The 17,398-nt window shown below is 67.1% G+C and carries 18 protein-coding genes; 10 read left to right on the top strand and 8 right to left on the bottom strand.

Annotated features, from left to right (window positions below; all coding sequences use genetic code 11):
* Positions 1 to 3 precede the first annotated feature (3 nt).
* The 4 genes from ACIA8C_RS34845 to ACIA8C_RS34860 all read right to left on the bottom strand — a co-directional run bounded on the left by ACIA8C_RS34845 (position 4) and on the right by ACIA8C_RS34860 (position 5,417).
* Complete coding sequence (locus ACIA8C_RS34845; protein WP_397142209.1) at positions 4 to 1,560, bottom strand: AMP-binding protein; 1,557 nt, start codon at positions 1,558 to 1,560, stop codon at positions 4 to 6.
* A gap of 47 nt (positions 1,561 to 1,607) precedes the next feature.
* Positions 1,608 to 3,305, bottom strand: a complete 1,698-nt coding sequence (locus ACIA8C_RS34850; protein WP_397142211.1) for a serine/threonine-protein kinase — start codon at positions 3,303 to 3,305, stop codon at positions 1,608 to 1,610.
* 39 nt (positions 3,306 to 3,344) lie between these two features.
* The gene (locus tag ACIA8C_RS34855; RefSeq protein WP_397142213.1) at positions 3,345 to 4,250 is read right to left on the bottom strand and encodes a bile acid:sodium symporter family protein; all 906 of its coding nucleotides are present in this window, start codon (positions 4,248 to 4,250) and stop codon (positions 3,345 to 3,347) included.
* A gap of 117 nt (positions 4,251 to 4,367) precedes the next feature.
* Positions 4,368 to 5,417, bottom strand: coding sequence for a Gfo/Idh/MocA family oxidoreductase (locus tag ACIA8C_RS34860; RefSeq protein WP_397142215.1), 1,050 nt, complete (start codon positions 5,415 to 5,417; stop codon positions 4,368 to 4,370).
* Positions 5,418 to 6,003: 586 nt separating this feature from the next.
* Here ACIA8C_RS34860 and ACIA8C_RS34865 point away from each other — a divergent pair.
* The 3 genes from ACIA8C_RS34865 to ACIA8C_RS34875 all read left to right on the top strand — a co-directional run bounded on the left by ACIA8C_RS34865 (position 6,004) and on the right by ACIA8C_RS34875 (position 8,851).
* Positions 6,004 to 7,560 carry a mannitol dehydrogenase family protein gene (locus ACIA8C_RS34865; protein ID WP_397142217.1) on the top strand — a complete coding sequence of 519 codons (1,557 nt, stop codon included), beginning with the start codon at positions 6,004 to 6,006 and terminating at the stop codon, positions 7,558 to 7,560.
* Complete coding sequence (locus ACIA8C_RS34870; protein WP_397142219.1) at positions 7,557 to 8,258, top strand: HAD family hydrolase; 702 nt, start codon at positions 7,557 to 7,559, stop codon at positions 8,256 to 8,258. The genes ACIA8C_RS34865 and ACIA8C_RS34870 overlap by 4 nt, the downstream gene beginning before the upstream one ends.
* 206 nt (positions 8,259 to 8,464) lie before the next feature.
* Entirely contained in the window at positions 8,465 to 8,851 is a 387-nt protein-coding gene (locus ACIA8C_RS34875; RefSeq protein WP_397142221.1) for an LppP/LprE family lipoprotein, read from the top strand.
* 17 nt (positions 8,852 to 8,868) lie between these two features.
* Here ACIA8C_RS34875 and ACIA8C_RS34880 read toward each other — a convergent pair whose 3' ends face one another.
* Complete coding sequence (locus ACIA8C_RS34880) at positions 8,869 to 9,243, bottom strand: winged helix-turn-helix transcriptional regulator (protein ID WP_397142223.1); 375 nt, start codon at positions 9,241 to 9,243, stop codon at positions 8,869 to 8,871.
* 68 nt (positions 9,244 to 9,311) lie between these two features.
* Between ACIA8C_RS34880 and ACIA8C_RS34885 the strand changes: the two genes are divergently transcribed.
* The 3 genes from ACIA8C_RS34885 to ACIA8C_RS34895 all read left to right on the top strand — a co-directional run bounded on the left by ACIA8C_RS34885 (position 9,312) and on the right by ACIA8C_RS34895 (position 10,825).
* Positions 9,312 to 9,875 carry a carboxymuconolactone decarboxylase family protein gene (locus ACIA8C_RS34885; protein ID WP_397142225.1) on the top strand — a complete coding sequence of 188 codons (564 nt, stop codon included), beginning with the start codon at positions 9,312 to 9,314 and terminating at the stop codon, positions 9,873 to 9,875.
* A 64-nt stretch (positions 9,876 to 9,939) separates the two neighbouring features.
* The gene (locus ACIA8C_RS34890; RefSeq protein ID WP_397142227.1) at positions 9,940 to 10,383 is read left to right on the top strand and encodes an SRPBCC family protein; all 444 of its coding nucleotides are present in this window, start codon (positions 9,940 to 9,942) and stop codon (positions 10,381 to 10,383) included.
* Positions 10,376 to 10,825 (top strand): MarR family winged helix-turn-helix transcriptional regulator, encoded by a 450-nt coding sequence (locus ACIA8C_RS34895; RefSeq protein WP_397142229.1) that lies wholly within the window; start codon positions 10,376 to 10,378, stop codon positions 10,823 to 10,825. The genes ACIA8C_RS34890 and ACIA8C_RS34895 overlap by 8 nt, the downstream gene beginning before the upstream one ends.
* Before the next feature lie 10 nt (positions 10,826 to 10,835).
* On the opposite strand, the gene ACIA8C_RS34900 is transcribed toward ACIA8C_RS34895, so the two are convergent.
* Positions 10,836 to 11,525, bottom strand: coding sequence for a response regulator (locus tag ACIA8C_RS34900; RefSeq protein WP_397142231.1), 690 nt, complete (start codon positions 11,523 to 11,525; stop codon positions 10,836 to 10,838).
* Entirely contained in the window at positions 11,507 to 13,195 is a 1,689-nt protein-coding gene (locus tag ACIA8C_RS34905) for an ATP-binding protein (RefSeq protein WP_397142233.1), read from the bottom strand. Before ACIA8C_RS34905 ends, ACIA8C_RS34900 begins: the two co-directional genes overlap by 19 nt.
* A gap of 146 nt (positions 13,196 to 13,341) precedes the next feature.
* Between ACIA8C_RS34905 and ACIA8C_RS34910 the strand changes: the two genes are divergently transcribed.
* Genes ACIA8C_RS34910 through ACIA8C_RS34920 form a run of 3 tightly spaced genes read left to right on the top strand, consistent with a single transcriptional unit; the run spans position 13,342 to position 16,078 of the window.
* Positions 13,342 to 14,148 carry an ABC transporter ATP-binding protein gene (locus ACIA8C_RS34910; protein WP_397142235.1) on the top strand — a complete coding sequence of 269 codons (807 nt, stop codon included), beginning with the start codon at positions 13,342 to 13,344 and terminating at the stop codon, positions 14,146 to 14,148.
* Positions 14,138 to 15,025 carry an ABC transporter permease gene (locus ACIA8C_RS34915; protein ID WP_397142237.1) on the top strand — a complete coding sequence of 296 codons (888 nt, stop codon included), beginning with the start codon at positions 14,138 to 14,140 and terminating at the stop codon, positions 15,023 to 15,025. Before ACIA8C_RS34910 ends, ACIA8C_RS34915 begins: the two co-directional genes overlap by 11 nt.
* Before the next feature lie 3 nt (positions 15,026 to 15,028).
* Positions 15,029 to 16,078, top strand: a complete 1,050-nt coding sequence (locus ACIA8C_RS34920; protein WP_397142239.1) for an ABC transporter substrate-binding protein — start codon at positions 15,029 to 15,031, stop codon at positions 16,076 to 16,078.
* A gap of 58 nt (positions 16,079 to 16,136) precedes the next feature.
* On the opposite strand, the gene ACIA8C_RS34925 is transcribed toward ACIA8C_RS34920, so the two are convergent.
* Positions 16,137 to 16,394, bottom strand: a complete 258-nt coding sequence (locus ACIA8C_RS34925) for a hypothetical protein (RefSeq protein ID WP_397142241.1) — start codon at positions 16,392 to 16,394, stop codon at positions 16,137 to 16,139.
* A 204-nt stretch (positions 16,395 to 16,598) separates the two neighbouring features.
* Between ACIA8C_RS34925 and ACIA8C_RS34930 the strand changes: the two genes are divergently transcribed.
* On the top strand, positions 16,599 to 17,363 hold the full coding sequence (locus tag ACIA8C_RS34930; protein WP_397142576.1) for an alpha/beta fold hydrolase: 765 nt from the start codon (positions 16,599 to 16,601) through the stop codon (positions 17,361 to 17,363).
* Positions 17,364 to 17,398: the final 35 nt, after the last annotated feature.

Genomic DNA, 17,398 nt, shown 5'->3' on the forward strand with positions numbered 1-17,398 from the left:
ACCCTATCCGGCGTCGGACATCTCCGCTCGGAGCCGGCGCTTGTAGATCTTGCCCGCATCGTCGCGGGGGAGTTCGGCCACGATCCGCAGCGCCTTCGGCATCTTGTACGCGGCGAGGTGCCCGGCGAGGCCCGCGCGGATGCCGTCCTCGGTGAGCTCGGCGCCGGGTCGCGGAACAACTTGGGCGGCAACGGCTTCCCCGAGATCACCGTGGTGCGGGATACCGAACACCGCGACGTCCTCGACGCCCGTCAGTGCCATGATCGCGTTCTCGATCTCGGCGGGATAGATGTTCACGCCGCCGGAGATGATGATCTCGCTGGAGCGTCCGGTGAGATAGAGGTAGCCGTCGTCGTCGAGATAGCCGCGGTCGCCGACGGCGAGGAAGCCCGGTATCGGACTGTCGGTTTCGCCGGTGTCGTGCAGGTAGCGGAACTTCGGCCAGTAGTCGGCGCCGCGCACGAGGACCCGGCCGGTCTCGCCGGCGGGCAGCGGCTCGCCCGCGTCATCGACCACGACGACGGCCGCGCCGTCCGCCGGTCGGCCGACGCTGCCGGGATGCGCCAGCCACTCGCTCGCGGAGATCCAGGTGATGGTGCCCGCTTCGGCACAGCCGTAGTACTCGACCAGCGCGTCCCCGAACCACTCGATCGCGGCCTGCTTCACCGCGGGCGGGCACGGCGCCGACGAGTGGATGACGTGGGTCAGACTGGAGACGTCGTAGCGGCCGCGCACGTCCGCGGGCAGCGAGAGCAGCCGGGACAGCATGGTCGGCACCACCTTGGCCTGGGTGACCCGGCGCTCGTCGACGATGCGCAGGAACTGTTCGGCGTCCCAGCGCGGCATGATGGTGATGTTGGTGCCAACCCGTAGCGCCAGCGTCGCGATCCCGTTCGGGCTCGCGTGATACAGCGGCCCGGGGATCACCGCATGCCCGCGTGGGGTGAGGCCGAGCCGCTTGGCCGCGCTACCCGCGATCGATAACCACTGATGTGGCGTCATCCGTTCGCGCAGTACGCCTTTGGGGCGGCCGGTGGTGCCGGAGGTGTAGATCAGGCCGGTGGAGTCGTCGCGGGAGCCTTCGATGCGCCCGAGCGGCTCGGGATGGGCATCGAGCCACTGCTCCAGGGTCGCGTGCCTGCCGGTCGGCTTCGCCAGCGCCGCGTCGAGGCCCGCCTCGGCGAGTAATTCGCTCGGCATCTCGATCTCGAGAATGGTCGTATCGTCTTGTGGCGCAGCCTGTTCGACTATGTCGATGAACTCGGTGTGCGCGATGATCAGCCGCGCGTCGCTGTCCACCAGCACGTGCGCGACCTCGGGCACCTGCCACCCGGTATTGATCGGCACCGAATTCGCCCCGCACACCGCGATGGCCAGGGAAACCTCGACGAACTCGATATCGTTGCGAACCATCATCGCGACCCGGTCGCCCGGCCGAATCCCCGCCCCGGCTAGCGCGGCAGCTAACCGTCCCGCCCGCTGATGCGCCTCGGCCTGCGACCGCACCCGGCCCGCGCAAGTAATGGTTGGAGTTGAAATGCTGCCCAAAGCATCGCCCATGATTCGCAGTCTGCCACTTCCTCAGCTACCTGGTAGCGCAAGCTGGGTCACGAGGTTTTGGTCAGGATTCCCGCCATGTCGCCGATGACGCTGTCGGTCCGATAAGACAGCGTGCCGTCGGGGAGTAGCTTGACGTGCGTTGTGTTGCCGTCGTCGTTGCAGCCGCCGGCGTCCTCGGTGAGTCGCGCGGTCAGCGTGAGTTCCTCGGCAGCGGCGGCCGTCAATGTCTCCGCTCGGCCGCATGTCGTGCCGGAGACTTTTCCGGTGTTGGACGAGCTGCCGAGTTCCTCGCCGACCGTGCCCGCGTTCAGGGTCAGCACGATATCGAAGCTGGTGATGTGGTCTTTGGCTACGCCTTTCCACTCGCCGACAAACGCGTCCGGCAATTCCGCAGCGGGACCGCCCGGCGTCGAGGCCGACCGATCGGAGGCGCCGTTGGAGCCGGTGAACTGCTGGGTTATCACGAAGGCGGCGGCCGCTATAACGAGGCACAGCGCCACTGCACCGGCAATCAGCGCGGCACGACGGCGGGGGCGTTGGCGGATGGGCGGTGATGCGGAGTGTGCCGCCGGTTGCTGGTAACCGTATGAGACATCTTGCGGCCCAGGTGCCTGCTGGTAGCCGTGCTGCCCAGCTGACGGCGGCGTGTACGAACTATCTTGCGACCCATAAAGATACGGCTGACCCCCGGTATCAGGCGCGCCCTGCCACCACGATCGCGGCGTGACATCCGGTTGACCGGCTCCGGGGAGCCCGGTGGCGGTCCGCACGTTCGGATCTGTGAACGGCCGCACCACCGTTTCGGCGGTCCGCGTCGGCTGCGCGGCGTTGCCCAGTGCGCCGGGCACATCGGAGGGTCCGGAGTCCAGATCGAGCAACTGCACCGCGCGCCTGCTGACCTCTTCCAGCGCGGGGCCGGGGAGCCAGCCGCCGCGACTGGGCAGGCCGAGGGCGGTCAGGTCGGCGATGATGCGTTCGGGGGTCGGGCGGGCGGCGGGGTCCTTGGCGAGGCAGGCCGCGATGAGCGGACGCAGCCGATCCGGCACCGCGTCGAGCCGGGGCTCCTCGTACACCACCCGCCACAGCATCTGCACCATCTCGCCGATCCCGAACGGGCCATGCCCGGTGGCCGCGAACACCAGCACCCCGCCGAGGGCGAACACATCGGTGGCCGGGCCGACCGGATCGCCGGTCACTTGTTCCGGGCACATGAATCCCGGTGAGCCGATGACCTTTCCGGTGGTGGTGAACTGGCTGTCGTCGATCGCGCGGGCGATGCCGAAGTCGATCACCTTGGGGCCGTCGAGGGCGAGCAGCACGTTGGACGGCTTGAGGTCGCGGTGCACCAGGTCGGCGGCGTGCACGGCGACCAGGGCCTCGGCCAGCCCGTGCGCGAGCACCAGCAGCGAGTTCTCCGAGAACGGCCCGTACTCGTCGACGGCTTCGGTCAGCGAGAAGCCTGCCACGTAACCCGTTGCCAGCCACGGCGGGTCCGCGTCGACGTCGGCGTCGAGGACCGGCGCGGTGCACTGCCCGCCGACCCGCCGGGCCGCGGTCACCTCACGCCGGAACCGTTCGCGGAATTCGTTGTCGCCGACCAGGTCCGGCCGGATCACCTTGACCGCTACCGTGCGACCACCGGCATTGCGTCCCAGATACACCCGGCCCATGCCGCCCGCACCGAGCACGCCGAGTAGCCGGTAGCCGCCGATCCGCGTCGGATCGTCTGCGCCGAGCGGTCGCATCGCGATGCTGGTTCCCTTCGAGTGTCGAACATCGAAAGGTTACCTACTGCTCGACGCCGTGTCTGTGCTCGGCACCGGCGCCGGGCGGTCTTGCCGCACGTACCTGGCCAGCAGATAGGCCGCGATCGCGGCGGGGATGTTCATCAGCACCCCATACACCGCGCCCGGGACTGCCATCGCGTCGTTGTGCAGCACGGATCCCGCGATGGCGATCGCGATCGCGCCGTTGTGGATGCCGATCTCCATGGCCGAGGCGATCGCCTGATCGGCGTCGACCCGGAACAGCCGCGGCACGAAATACCCGACGGCCAGACTGATCACGGCGAATATCAGGCTGAGCGTGGCCAGTTTGCCGATGTTTTCGGTGAGCGTGCTGAAGTTCTTCGCCACGGCCGCGAGCACGACCAGCGCGAGCACCACGATCGAGAGGATCTTGACGTTGCCGCGCATCCGTTCGGCCCACCCGGTGAACCGGTGCTGCACCCACATGCCGATCGCGACGGGCACCAGCACGATCGCGAACACCTGTGCGAACTTGTCCGGCCGCAACCCGAACGACCCGTCACCGTCCAGGAATTGGCTGTACGCGAACGCGACGATCAGCGGCATGGTGAACACGGCGAGCACCGAATTGATCGCGGTGAGCGTGATATTCAGCGCGACGTTGCCGCCCGCGATGTGGCTGAACAGGTTCGCCGACGGCCCGCCCGGCGACGCGGCGAGCAACAGCATGCCAACGGCCAGCGCGCCTTCGAGCCGGAACAGGTAGATCAGGCCGACGCAGACGGCGGGCAGCAGCACCATCTGGCAGAGCAGCGCGATCACCGCCGCCTTCGGGTAGCGCAGCACCCTGGCGAAATCGGCTACGGCCAAGGTCAAGCCGAGTCCGAACATCACCAAGGCCAGGGCCAGCGGCAGGAACACCGCGAAAATCGTTGACCCCACCGGGGATCTCCTCTCAGCCGAACATTCGGCCTACCCACGGCCGACACCGAGCGTCGACGTTATCGGCGTATGACGCCGGTCGCCAGCCCAATAACTGAGGGGTCAGCCGCCGTCGGGTTACCCGGTGACGACCGCGCCCTCGGCGGCCGATCGGCGCGCGGCTTCCAGCACCCGCAGTGTGGCGACGGCGTCGCGCGGGTCGACCGGGACCTTGCCGCCGTCGAGCAGGGCGGCGGCAAGCTCGGCGTAGAAGGCGGGGTAGTTGCCCGCGATCGTGGGAACCGGCTCGACGGCGGGGTCGGCGCCGAACGTACCCCAGTGCTCGGATTCGACTGTGCCCCATGGCTTGCCGTCGTCGGGGCGGCGGCCGTCCCGGAGCGCGCTCTCTTGCGGATCGAGGCCATAGGTGACGTAGGCCGCTTGCGAGCCGAGCACCCGGAATCGTGGACCCAGTTGCGGCGCAACGGCACTCATCCACAGGTGTGAGCGGACGTCCGAGGTGTGGGTGAGCGCGAGAAAGGCGTCGTCGTCGGTCTGCACGCCGGTGCGCCGGTGATTCAGTTCGCAGTACACCGATGCCACCGGCCCGAACAGCGTGAGCGCCTGATCTATGAGGTGACTACCGAGGTCGAAGAGCAGCCCGGCGCCGTCGGCCGCGCCGCCCACTTCTCGCCAGCCGCCCTTCGGCACCGGGCGCCAGCGCTCGAATCGGGACTCGAAGCGCCGCACCGCACCGAGCCGCCCTGCCGCGATGAGGGCACGTCCGGTCAGGAAGTCGCCGTCCCAGCGACGATTCTGGAACACCGTGAGCGCGAGACCGGCCTGCTCGGCTCGCTCGACCAGGTCAGCGCCCTCGGCGACCGTCACCGCGAACGGCTTGTCGACCACGACCGGAAGTCCTGCGTCCAGCGCCTGCGCGGCGAGCGGCGCGTGGGTGCGGTTGGGCGTCGCGATGACAACGAGGTCGATGCCGGAAGTGTCCGCGAAGAGTTCGTCGGTACTGGCCACGACCCGAACGCCAGGGTGTTCGCGTTCGGCCTGGGCGGCACGTTCGGGGGAGGAGGTGACCACCACCGCGACCCGCATGCGCGGTTCGGCGGCGATCAGCGGAGCGTGGAAGACCGACCCGGCCAACCCGTACCCGACTACAGCGACGTCCAGGCTCATGGCTCGACGCTAGCGGATCGTCCCAGGAATCCGGCCCATGTTCGGCGGCCGCTGAGTGGAATCCCTTCGTTTCGCACCTGAGGGCCCTCCCGCAACTGCGAAGCAACCCTTAGCCTCGCTTACGAACTGTGCCCGGTGGTTGCCGGGTGTCGCCGCCGACCGCTGCTGCTTCCATTCGGAACTATCTATGCCACACCGCTTCTCGCCATCGGGCCGCCGCGTACGAGCCCGGTTTACGCCGTATTCTCCTCTGAAATATCAGCAATTATTCAGCAAATCTGAGAGCAATCCTAAAGCGTTTCCTATCGGGCAAATCGGAAATGTCGACGCGTGACAGAGGTCACCAGGCCGCATTTCTGCGGTGCATATTTCTAATAGTTACCGCGGATTCACGCGGCCTGAAGTGGTGCTTTACGGAATATTTGCAATACGTCAGATGACCTGCGGCGAACTGCCTTCAGTTGGTCGATTCGCGGTTAGCTGTCGAAATACTGGCGGGCCTGACCTACCGTGTGAAACGGCGCTTAGTCAATGCTGATACGGCGTTCTATATCGCCCCTTCTCGCAGACCCAACGGAGGCCGCACATGCGTGTGCCGCTGATTACGGTGAAGAAAACTCGAACCGAAATGACGTCCCGGATACCGGGCAAGGTGGTGCCGCGCCTGTCCACCGACATGCTCGTCAAGCTGCCAACCACGGTTGCCAGGCCAGGGTTTGCTCCGCGTAGCCTGACCACCGGCATCCTGCACCTGGGTTGCGGTTCGTTCCACCGGGCCCACCAGGCCCTGGCCACCCAGCACGCGATGAACGAGACCGGCGATCCGCGCTGGGGCATCGCCGCCGTAGCGATCAACCGCGCGACCGTCGTCGACGCGCTGCGGGCACAGGACCACCTGTACACCACGCTGCTGCACGAGGACGGGCGGGCGCGGGTGGAAGTGGTCGGCTCGATCACCGAGGCCGTACACGCCCCGACGGACCTGATCGGGGTGCCACAGCGCATCGCCGACCCGCGCGTCAAGATCGTCACGCTCACCGTCACCGCCAGCGGTTACTGCGTTTCGCCGGTCACCGGGCGGTTGGAGGTGGACTGCCCAGGCGTCCGCCACGACCTGCGCTCACCGACCAGGCCGATCACCCCGATCGGCATGCTCGCGCAGGGCCTCGAGCTGGTCCGCCGCCGAGGCGGCACCCCGCCGGTGGTCATCAGCTGCGACAACCTGTGCGCGAACGGCAGCACGCTGCGCCGCGCGGTCATCGATTTCGCGTTGCTGCGCGACGATCATCTGGCCGAGTGGATCGCCAGGCACGTGCAGTTCCCGAACAGCGTGGTGGACCGCATCGTGCAGCCGACCGCGCCCACCGACGCCGCGGTGGCCCGCAATTGGCTCGGCGGCATCGAGGATCTCGCGCCGGTCTCGGCCGAGCCGTTCATGACCTGGACGATCGAGGATTTCGACGGCGAGCGCCCGCAGTGGGAACTCGGCGGCGCCCAATTCGTCTCCAACGTCAAGGATTACGAGCTCGCCAAGCTGCGCCTGCTCAACGGGACGCACATGCTGCTCGCCTACCTCGGCGGGGTGGCCGGTCACCGCACCATCGCCGAGGCGACGGCAAATCCGGCGCTCGCCGCGCTGGCCCGGCAGTTCATGCTGGACGAGCAGGGGCCGACGCTGGCCCTCGGTACGCCCGAATTGCGCAGGACCGTCGACGATTTGATGCGTCGCTTCCGCAATCCGGCTATCGCGCAAGACATGACGCGGATCGGCCGCAACGGCTCGGACAAGATGATGCCGAGGGTCGTCGACGCGCTGCGCGACAACATCGAGGCGGGTAGGCCGACCCCCGGCGCGACCTTGCTGATCGCCGCGTGGATTCGCTGGTTCACCGCGAGCCAAGCGCCCGGCGCGGTGATGGAGCTGATCGACCCGAGGGAAGATTCGCTCGCGGTGCTGGTTGACAGCGATCCGCACCGCTGTGCGCAGGCGTTCTTGCAGCGCACCGATATTTTCGGCACGCTACCGGAACTGGAGAACGTGCAGCGGCAGGTCGGTGACGCCCTGGCCGAGATCAGCCGCGACGGTGTCGAGGCCGCGGTCCGGCGCCGGTTGGCGCCGCAATCGGAAGGGAGTAACGGGTGAACGCCGAAAGTCCGGTTCGCGCGGTCGTCTTCGATATGGACGGCCTGCTGATCGACTCGGAAAGCCTGGCCATGGAGTCATTGGTCAGCGCGGGCACCGAGCTCGGCTACGAGATGTCGTTCGAGTTCTGCCGCAGCATGATCGGCGTGCCCGCCGATCGCTGCCGGACGCTCGCCGCGGCCGCGTACGGCCGGGGTTTCCCGTTGGAGGAGTACTTCGACCTGCACGACGTGCACCTGCGTCAGCTCGTCGACAGCGGCAGGCTGACGACCAAGCCGGGCGCGGTGGCGTTGCTCGACGCGCTGGAGGCGCAAGGGGTGCCGAAGGCGATCGCCACTTCGTCGTCGCGCGACCGTGCCGATCACCATCTGCAACTGGCCGGGATCGCCGACCGGTTCGAGGTGGTGGTGACGCGGCAGGACGTGACCAAGGGCAAGCCGGACCCCGAGCCGTACCTGAAGGCGATGGCCGCCCTCGGTGGCGAGACGGAAACGACACTCGCGCTGGAGGATTCGACCAACGGCCTGCGCGCGGCGTGCGCCGCCGGGCTGCGCTGCATCCTCGTCCCCGATCTGGTGCGGCCGACCGAGGAGTCCCGGCGGCTCGCGCACCGGCTGTATCCGGACCTACATCAGGTGATCGAATACCTCGCGGTGGCCAATGCGCCGTCGACCGCGTCGACCGCGTCGACCGCCTAGGCTGATCCGAGCTAGATCGAATCTGTCGGCGGACCTGAAGAGGATCTTTCGTGGTGCGGATAGCTCGGCCCGTGGTACTGGTGTGTGCTGGACTCGTCATGATGGCTGCCGGATGTGCCGATGACGGTGACCGTGGGTCATCGGAGACCCACGGTCACAATGCGGCCCCGACAACGGCGAGCATGCCCCCGGCATGCGGTGTCGACTTGACGGCGCAGGTGATTCAATCCGCCATCGCGGCGCTGCCCGCGGAGCCGGTCACGCAGGCACCGTGGTCGGTCGACGCGCGGGGGTTCGAGGGCAACTTCGATCCGTGCGCCACCTTGTCCACCGTGATCGTCACGGTCGAGGGCGCGACCGGGAGTTCGCCGAACCAGGCCTTGCTGTTCCACAAGGGTGCGTACCTCGGCACCGCGACGCCGGAGGCGCACGGGTTCACGTCGCTGGACGTCGACCGCACCACCGACGACACCGTCGGGTTGGCCTACAAGACGCCGGGCAGCTGCAACGCCTGCGCCGACGGCACCGTCACCCGCGTCCAATTCCATTGGGAGGGACAGCAAGTGCGGATGATCGGGACGCCGCCGAAATAGGCGCGCGCCGCCCGGTGTCAGTGCTGTTGTGCCGCAGGAGGTTCCGGATCCGTCGCCCAGCGCTGCACCCAAACCTGTAGCGGCGCGAGCGCCGCGACGAGGTCGAGGCCGTCCGCGCTGAGCTGATAGCCGTTGGGTTCCGCGACGACCACCCGCGCCTCCCGGAGTTCGCGCAGCCGATCGTTGAGCACGCTGGCCGACACTCCACCGCACAGCGCCTGCAACTCGCGGAACGTCACCGCCCGCCCGTCGCGCAATTCCCACAGCGCGCGCAGTGCCCACCGCCTGCCGAGCAGATCCAGCAGCACCATGATCGGCCGCCCGGTCCGCGACCCGCGCACCGGCCTGCCGATCACCGGGGTCTTGTCTGCTTCGGATTCCGAAGCTACCATCGTCACCGTCCTTGCTTTGGATTTCGAAGCAAGAGTACCCGTCATCGCTGGAAGTATGAGGATTGACCGTGAGTGACACCCCGCGCATCGCGCCACTGAGTCCGCCGTACGCTCCGGAAATAGAGGCGCAGCTGCTCAAATGGATGCCGCCGGGCTCGGCCACCGAGCCCCTGGTGCTGTTTCGCACCCTCGCCCGCCACGATGACCTCTTCGGCCGAATGCGCCCCCTCGGCGCGGGCATCCTCGGCCACGGCCGCGTGCCACCCCGCGACCGCGAAATCGTCATCCTCCGCACCTGCGCCCGCGCGAACGCCGAGTACGAATGGGGCATTCACGCGGTCCTCCAGGCCGTCGAAGTCGGGTTGACCCCCGGGCAAATCGAGGCGACGGCCATCGGCACGCCCGACGACCCCGCGTGGTCGGCAGGCGACACCGCACTGATCCGGTTGGTCGACGAAATACACGACACCGCAACAATTTCCGACACTCTCTGGTCCGATCTGCACACCTGCTATCCTGCCGACCAAATCCTCGAACTGATCACCATCACCGGCTGGTACCGCCTACTGAGCACGGTGATCAACACCGCCCGTATCGAACATGAGCCCTGGGCCCGCCGCTTCCCGGCATGAACTGATTCTTGACTTGTTGTCGCGACAACGGATACCGTTGTCACAACAACAACTAGGGAGCGTCATGTACGTCATTTCCGAAGAAGCGATGATCACCGGAGCGATCGCGTCGATCTGGCAGACCGCCACCGATGTCGCGCACTGGGCCGACTGGGACCCACACGAAGAGAAGGCCCGCATCGACGGGCCGTTCGCGCCTGGCACCAAGGGCTGGGTGAAGCCCAAAGGCGCACCGGCGGGTCCGTTTACGATCACCGCCGTCGACGAGGGCAGTTCATGGACCAGCGAAGCGGGCATCCCGTTCGGCAAGATCCGCGGCCACTACACCTACACGCCGGTCGGCGCGGGCGCCGTGCGGGTGGTCAAGCGAATGGAGATACACGGCCCGTTCCGCCCGATCTTCCGGCTCATCTGGGAGAAGGGCATTCGCTCCGACATGCTCCTGAGCTTCGCCGCCCTCGAACATGAGGCGCAGCGCCGACGCGCGGCGGACGCCGCCCATGCCTGAGCCGCAAGGCCCGCTGCAGAGCCCCGGCTTCTGGCTGCACCACGCCGCCTTGGAATGGCGCGCCACCGTCGAGCGAAACCTGCGCCCTCTCGGCCTGACCCTGACCCAGTTCAACCTTCTCGCGTCCGCGGGCTGGCTCGCCCGCCACGGCGACCTGCCCACCCAGCAGCAGGTCGTCGACATGGCCGGCGCCGACCGCATGATGGGCTCCCGGGTAATCCGCGCATTGGCGGACCGCGGCCTCCTCACCCGGATCGCCGACCCTGCCGATGCCCGCATCCTCCGCATCGAAGCCACCGCGGCAGGCAAGGACGTGGCACGTCGCGGCATCCAGCTAGTCGTCGACACCGACGCCGAGATCTTCGGCCCCGACAGCGCGGACCTCACGGAACGCCTGCAATCTATTGCCGCCCAACGTATCCCGAACCTCGACCACGACTGACGCCAGGATCTCAACGTTCCGATCTCGCCTCGCGGGGAGCCGCCGAGTACTCCTGCTCGGGGCGCCCGGTGCTGCCGTAGCGCAGGCTCATGCGCAGGACGCCGGTGCCTACGAGGGTGGCCAGGTAGCGCTGGGCGGTGGCGCGGGAGATGCCGATGGCGGTGGCTACTTCGCCGGCGGAGAGGGGCGTGCCTGCTTCTAGGATCGAGTGCAGGACAAGGTCTTTGGTGGGTGAGGTGACGGTAGTGGGGGTGCTGGTCGTGGCGCCGGGCGGGCGCAGGGCTTGCAGGGCGGCGTCTACTCGGGCGTTGTCCACCTGGGGTGTGGTGAGGATGCGGCGGTAGCGGGCGTAGGCGGCTAGGCGGGCGGCGAGTTCGGTGTGCGGGAACGGTTTGACGAGGAAGGCGAGCGCTCCGGCGGACAGCGCGGCACGGACGGCGCCGCTGTCCGTGGAGGCCGTCAGAACCATGGCATCGCAACGCAATTCGCGGACGAAGTCGATGCCGGAGCCGTCGGGAAGGTAGACGTCCACCAGGGCTAGGTCGACCGGTCCGGCCGCCAGTATGTCGCGGGCGGTGGCCAATGTGTTGGCGGTACCCGCGACGGTGAAACCCGCGATGGAGTCGACTATTCCGGCATGCAGGTTTGCGACACGGAAGTCGTCGTCGACGACGAGAACGGTTAAGTCTGATGGAGCCATGACACCTTGCTGTCTACGAGCACTTCGGGAATGCGGGCATTGAATTCGGCACCGGTCAGCGGGGGAGTGCCACCGCGCGGACTGGCTAGTCGGACGTCGCCGCCGTGGTTGCGGGCGATCTGCCGGATCAGCGCGAGGCCGACGCCGCGGCCGCCGGGCACGTCGCCGCTGTCGCGGGTGGAGGTGCCTTCGGTGAACAGCACATCGATCAGCTCCGGCGCGACACCGTCACCGCTGTCCGCCACCACGATGTGCAGCGTCGAATCTTCCTGCACCAGTTCGACTTCCACCTGCTTGATCGGATGATCCGAGGCGCGCACCGCCTCGATCGCGTTGTCGAGCAGATTGCCGAGCACGGTCGTCACGTCGACGGGATCGACGAGGCTGCCGTCCACCCAGGTGTTCGGGCCGAGGACCAGTTCGACGCCGCTTTCGCGCGCGTGCGCCGCTTTCGCCGCGAGGAACGCTTGTAGATAGGCATCGTGGATGGCGTCGATGCCGGGCGCGGCCGCGCCGAGCGGACCGGCGCCGATCATCTCGTCGATCGAGCGCGACGCCTCCTCGGTGCGTCCGCCGTGCAACAGCCCGCTGATCAGGTGCATCTTGTTGGAGAACTCGTGCCGCTGCGCGCGCAACACCGTGCTCATCGACTGCACGGCGTCGAGCTGGCGGGTCAGCGCCTCCACGTCGGTGCGATCCCGCACGGTCAGCACCGCGCCCAGATCGCGGCGGTCCCGATGCACCGGCCGCGCCGCGACGACGACGATGTGCGAACCGACCGTCGCCGACGCGGGCTGCTCGTCGAGCCCGCGGAACACCTCTAGGACCCGCGGCGTGAGCCCGATCTCGTCGACCGGCCGCCCGATGTCCGCGCCGATCCCGAGCAGCCTGCGCGCCTCGTCATTGACAAACGTTGTGCGCCAAGAAGAGTCGACCGCTAGCACGCCACGGCCGATGCCGTGCAACACCGCGGCCTGACCGCGCACCAGCTCGGCGAGTTCGGCGGGCTCCAACCCGAGCGTCAGACCGCGCCAGCGCCGGGCGAGCAGCATGGATCCCGCGATCCCGACCAGCAGCGCGGCACCCACGAGCAGACCCGCCGTCCGCAGATCGTCGAGCAACTGGTCGCGCACCGCGTCGGTGGCGATGCCGACGCTGACCGCGCCCACGATGCGATCCGAACCAGGTTCGAGGACAGGGACTTTCGCCCGCACCGAGTCGCCGAGCGTGCCGCGCTCCTCGGCGATCACCTCGCGCCCGGCGAGCGCGCCCGAGGGATCGGTGCTCACATGCTCGGTGAGCCGCGCCGCGTCCGGATGCGCAAGCCGGATCCCGGAATCGTCGGTGATCACCACGAACAAGGCGTCGGTTCGCTGCGTCGTGTCCACGGCGATCCGCTCCAGCGGCCCGGCGGCCAGCCGCTCGCGCAGCTGCGGGTCGGCGCTGATGGCACCCGGCGCGTACTTGGTCACCTCGTCCCGGACCACTGGGTCGGCGGCGACGGTGCGCGCGATCGCGAGGGCGCGCTGGCCGTACCCGTCGCGCAAGCGTTGGTCGCTGAGGTAGCCGAAAACGGCGAAGGCGACGCCGAGGGTCAGGGTGACCACCACGATCTGCAGCAGCAGAACTTGAGTCCTCAATCGCACGGCAGGCGCGCCCTCATTCGCCATTGCCGCAGCATAGACCACTGCCCAGGGGTGAGCAGAATGCGCAGAACCAGCGAATCGGCACTTTGCACGGCTTGTGCGCACAAGCTCCGCCGTGTGACCGGGGACACGTACGTTCGCTCTACCTCGATCTCGCAGGAGCAAGCACCATGAACCACCCACTCATCGAGCTGCGGAGCGCAACGAAGCGTTTCCCCGGCACCGGGGGCGGCATCCACACCGCCGTCAAGAACCTCGACCTGGAGGTCCGCCCCGGCGAATTCGTTTCCGTGGTCGGCCCGACCGGCTGCGGCAAGTCGACCACCCTGTCCCTGGTCTCCGGGCTCGAGCCCGCCTCGGCCGGCCGGACGCTGGTGCGCGGCAAGGACGTCGACGGCATCCCCGACGGCATCGGCTACATGTTCCAGCAGGACGCCGTGCTGCCGTGGAAGTCCGTGCTGGACAACGTCGCCCTCGGCCCGCGGCTGCGTGGCGCGTCGAAAACCGAAGCGCGCGAGAAGGCTTCGGTCTGGGTGCACAAGGTCAGCCTGGCCGGGTTCGAGACCTACTACCCGCATCAGCTGTCCGGCGGCATGCGCAAGCGCGTCGCGCTGGCGCAGACGCTGGTCAACGATCCGGAAATCCTGCTGATGGATGAGCCGTTCAGCGCGCTCGACGTGCAGACCCGCCAGCTCATGCAGGATGAACTGCTGCGCGTGTGGGCGGGGACCAACGCCGCGGTCATCTTTGTCACCCACGACCTGGAGGAGGCGATCGTGCTGGCCGACCGGGTCGTCGTGATGACGGCGAGCCCGGCGACGGTGTGCGGCAACTTCACCGTCGGCCTCGATCGGCCACGCGATGTCGAAGAGGTGCGGCTCACCACCGAGTTCCGCGATATCTACAAAGAGATTTGGGAAACGCTGCGCGATGAGGTCGATGCGGCTCGAGCCAAGGGAGCCTCCCGTGTCGCATAACGTCCTCGAAAAGGGTTCTGCCGCTTCGCCGGTGCCGGAGAACGAGACCGAGGAGCAGATCCTCACCCGGGTGCGCACCAACGCCCGCCGCGCGCGCATCCGCACCTGGGGCCTGCGATTGGCCCTGATCGCACTGTGGCTCGGCTCGTGGGAGCTCACCGCCTCATTGTGGATCGATCCGTTCTTCTACTCCAAGCCCACGCTGATCTGGGACCGGTTGGTCGAATGGTTCACCGAGGGCACCCAATTCGGCACGATCTGGCTGCAGATATTCACCACCGTCGAGGAGGCCGTGCTCGGCTTCCTGATCGGCGCGGTCGCCGGTGTCGTGCTCGGCACCCTGCTCGGCCGGAGCCGGTACTGGGCCGACGTGCTCGCGCCATTCATCAAGGCGCTCAACGCGGTACCGCGCATCGTGCTCGCCGCGCTGTTCATCATCTGGTTCGGTCTCGGGCTCAGCTCGAAGGTCGCGACGGTGGTCGTGCTGGTGTTCTTCGTGGTGTTCTTCAACGCCTTCACCGGTGCCCGCGAGGTCGACGGCAACGTCATCAACAACGCGCGCATCCTCGGTGCGAGTAAGCGCCAGGTGCTCACCGCGATCGTGCTGCCCAGCGCCACCACCTGGATTCTGTCCAGCCTGCACACCGCGTTCGGCTTCGCCCTGATCGGCGCGGTGGTCGGTGAATACGCCGGTGCCAGTAAGGGTTTGGGCTTGCTGATCAGTAACGCCCAGGGCACCTTCGATTCGGCGGGCATCTACGCGGGCATGATCATCATCACGGTGATCGCCTTGCTCGCGGAGTGGGCGATCGGTTTCGCCGAGGGCAAGCTGCTGAAATGGCGTCCTTCGCAAGCGCAGTCGAGCCACGGGATCTGAGTGATGAAGTACATCAAGAACTCTGGGATCGTCGTTCTCGCCATCGCGGCGCTACTGCTGGTCACCGGCTGCCGCGAGTCACGCACCATTCCCATGTCCAACGGGCGGCCACAGATCACCATCATGGTCGGCGGACTGGAGAAGGTGATCTACCTGCCCGCCATGCTCACCAAGCAACTCGGCTTCTTCGAGAAGAACGACATCGACGTCTCGCTGCTCGGCGAACAGTCCGGCGCGAATGCCGAAACAGCGTTGCTGACCGGCGATGTGCAGGCCGTGGTCGGTTTCTACGACCACACCGTCGACCTGCAGGCCAAGGAGCAGTGCCTCACCTCGGTGGTGCAGTTCGCCGATGTGCCCGGCGAGGTGGAGTTGGTGGCCAAGGCTGATGCGGACACCGTCAAATCGGTGAAGGATCTGCGTGGTCGCAATCTCGGCGTCACGTCGTTCGGTTCCTCCACCGACTTCCTGACCCAGGCGCTCACCGGAATCGAAGGCATGACCACCGCGGACTACACCCGGGTGCGCGCCGGTGCGGGCCAGACCTTCATCGCGGGTATGAACCACAACGGCATCGACGCCGGTATGACCACCGATCCGACGGTGGCGCAGATGGTCAACTCGGGCGAGGCCGAAATACTGGTCGACATGCGCACCGAGGCCAGCACCCGTGCCGCCCTCGGCGGGCTGTACCCGGCGAGCTCGCTGTACATGCGCTGCGAAACCGTGGAGTCGCACCCGGACATCGTCCAGAAGTTGGCGTCGGCCTTCGTGCAGACGCTGCAGTGGATCAAGAAGCACACGCCGGAGGAGATTGCCGCCAAGATGCCCTCGCAGTACGCGAACGCGGGCAAGGACCTCTACATCCAATCCATTCGTGACTCGATCGGCATGTTCAATGGTGACGGTCTGATGAAAGCCGAAGGGGCGGAGAACGTCTTGAATATTCTCGGCAAGTATTCGCACAATGTGGCGCCGGTGCGGGACCGGATCAAGTTGGACAAGACCTACACCACGAAGTTCGTGGAGGAGGCGCTGCGCACCAATCAATAGCGATGCAGCACTTCGGGTCCCGCGCTGAATCATGGCGCGGGACCCGAAGTCGTGGACTCTACAGTTGCAGAAGCTGGACATCGATGATGGTGTACGGACGTCCGGACCCATCGGAATTCGTGGTGTACGGCGGCACGATGACCGGATCTTCCTGGCCGGTCGAGGCGACCACCGTGTATGGCCCCGACCAGATACTCACCACGCCGTTGATGGTGCTCGTCCAGGACTGGCCGGTGCCCTCGAAGCAGAGGAAGAAGCCGTTCGTGATGAATTCCAGCAGGGCCCGAGCGTAACTAGGTTTGCTGGATCGTGGCAAGCAGCCTGGCAGCACCTGGCAGTCTGCCGACTTGCTGAAGGCAGTCGACGTCCATCAGCCGCGGTCGCGGAGAAACGCCGATCGGCTACCGTCGAGTAGGTGACGAGCCTTCCACGAAGTGGTGCTGCCATCGCTGCTCCGGTCGCGTTGCCGCCGCGCCGAACGGTTGAGTTGCCCGACGGCTCGAGCGTCGACGTCCGGTTCGTGCCTGGGGACCCTCCGATCCTCTTGCTACATGGCTGGGCATTGACGGCGGATGTGAACTTCTGTCACCTGATGCGACCTGTCGCCGACGAATACGGCTTGGTCGCGATGGACATGCGGGGGCATGGTCGGGGATTGCCGTTGGGCCCGGGGGACCGGTTCGACATTGCGCAGTGCGCGGATGACGCGGCCGTCGTGTTGGATGCGCTCGGTATCGATCAGGTGGTGGTGTGCGGGTATTCGCTGGGCGGGCCGGTCGGCTTGGAGTTCGCTCGGCGACACCGAGATCGGGTGCGCGGGTTGGTATTCGAGGCGACCGCGATGGCGTTCGACAGTACCGAGGACAAGATCGGGCGGGTATTTTTCCGGGGCCTGCGGCCGTTCGCGCATCGCAGTGGCGGGATCGGCCGGTCGGTACCGTTGTCTTATTTCTGGAAGGCTCGAATCAAGTCCGATGAGGTCGCGCGGCTGTGGCCGTGGCTGCGGGCGGAGTTGGGGCAGTGTCACCCGCGGGTGATCGTCGACGTGATTCTCGCCGAGTATGTGTTCGATTTCCGGCCGCACGCGTCGGAGCTCGCCGGATTGCCGACGGCAGTGGTGGTGACCACGCGAGACGGTGCGGTGCCGCCCAAAGATCAGCGTGAATTGGCCGCTCTGCTCGAGGCCACGGTGATCGAACTCGACGCCGCACACGATGTTTTTCTTACCGACCCGGCGAAATATGTCGCGGCGACGCGATCGGCGATCGATGAAGTCCTGAACTGATCCCACTGCCGCGCGGCTGGAAAAGCCTTGCGCGG

It is taken from the genome of Nocardia sp. NPDC051321, from assembly GCF_044455225.1.
Classification (GTDB): Bacteria; Actinomycetota; Actinomycetes; order Mycobacteriales; family Mycobacteriaceae; genus Nocardia.

What these genes read in the sequence shown, in the direction of transcription:
- ACIA8C_RS34845 (WP_397142209.1), bottom strand. Translation starts at nt 1,560, where the DNA reads ATGGGCGATGCTTTGGGCAGCATTTCAACTCCAACCATTACTTGCGCG.
- ACIA8C_RS34850 (WP_397142211.1), bottom strand. Translation starts at nt 3,305, where the DNA reads ATGCGACCGCTCGGCGCAGACGATCCGACGCGGATCGGCGGCTACCGG.
- ACIA8C_RS34860 (WP_397142215.1), bottom strand. Translation starts at nt 5,417, where the DNA reads ATGAGCCTGGACGTCGCTGTAGTCGGGTACGGGTTGGCCGGGTCGGTC.
- ACIA8C_RS34865 (WP_397142217.1), top strand. Translation starts at nt 6,004, where the DNA reads ATGCGTGTGCCGCTGATTACGGTGAAGAAAACTCGAACCGAAATGACG.
- ACIA8C_RS34880 (WP_397142223.1), bottom strand. Translation starts at nt 9,243, where the DNA reads ATGGTAGCTTCGGAATCCGAAGCAGACAAGACCCCGGTGATCGGCAGG.
- ACIA8C_RS34890 (WP_397142227.1), top strand. Translation starts at nt 9,940, where the DNA reads ATGTACGTCATTTCCGAAGAAGCGATGATCACCGGAGCGATCGCGTCG.
- ACIA8C_RS34895 (WP_397142229.1), top strand. Translation starts at nt 10,376, where the DNA reads ATGCCTGAGCCGCAAGGCCCGCTGCAGAGCCCCGGCTTCTGGCTGCAC.
- ACIA8C_RS34900 (WP_397142231.1), bottom strand. Translation starts at nt 11,525, where the DNA reads ATGGCTCCATCAGACTTAACCGTTCTCGTCGTCGACGACGACTTCCGT.
- ACIA8C_RS34905 (WP_397142233.1), bottom strand. Translation starts at nt 13,195, where the DNA reads ATGGCGAATGAGGGCGCGCCTGCCGTGCGATTGAGGACTCAAGTTCTG.
- ACIA8C_RS34910 (WP_397142235.1), top strand. Translation starts at nt 13,342, where the DNA reads ATGAACCACCCACTCATCGAGCTGCGGAGCGCAACGAAGCGTTTCCCC.
- ACIA8C_RS34920 (WP_397142239.1), top strand. Translation starts at nt 15,029, where the DNA reads ATGAAGTACATCAAGAACTCTGGGATCGTCGTTCTCGCCATCGCGGCG.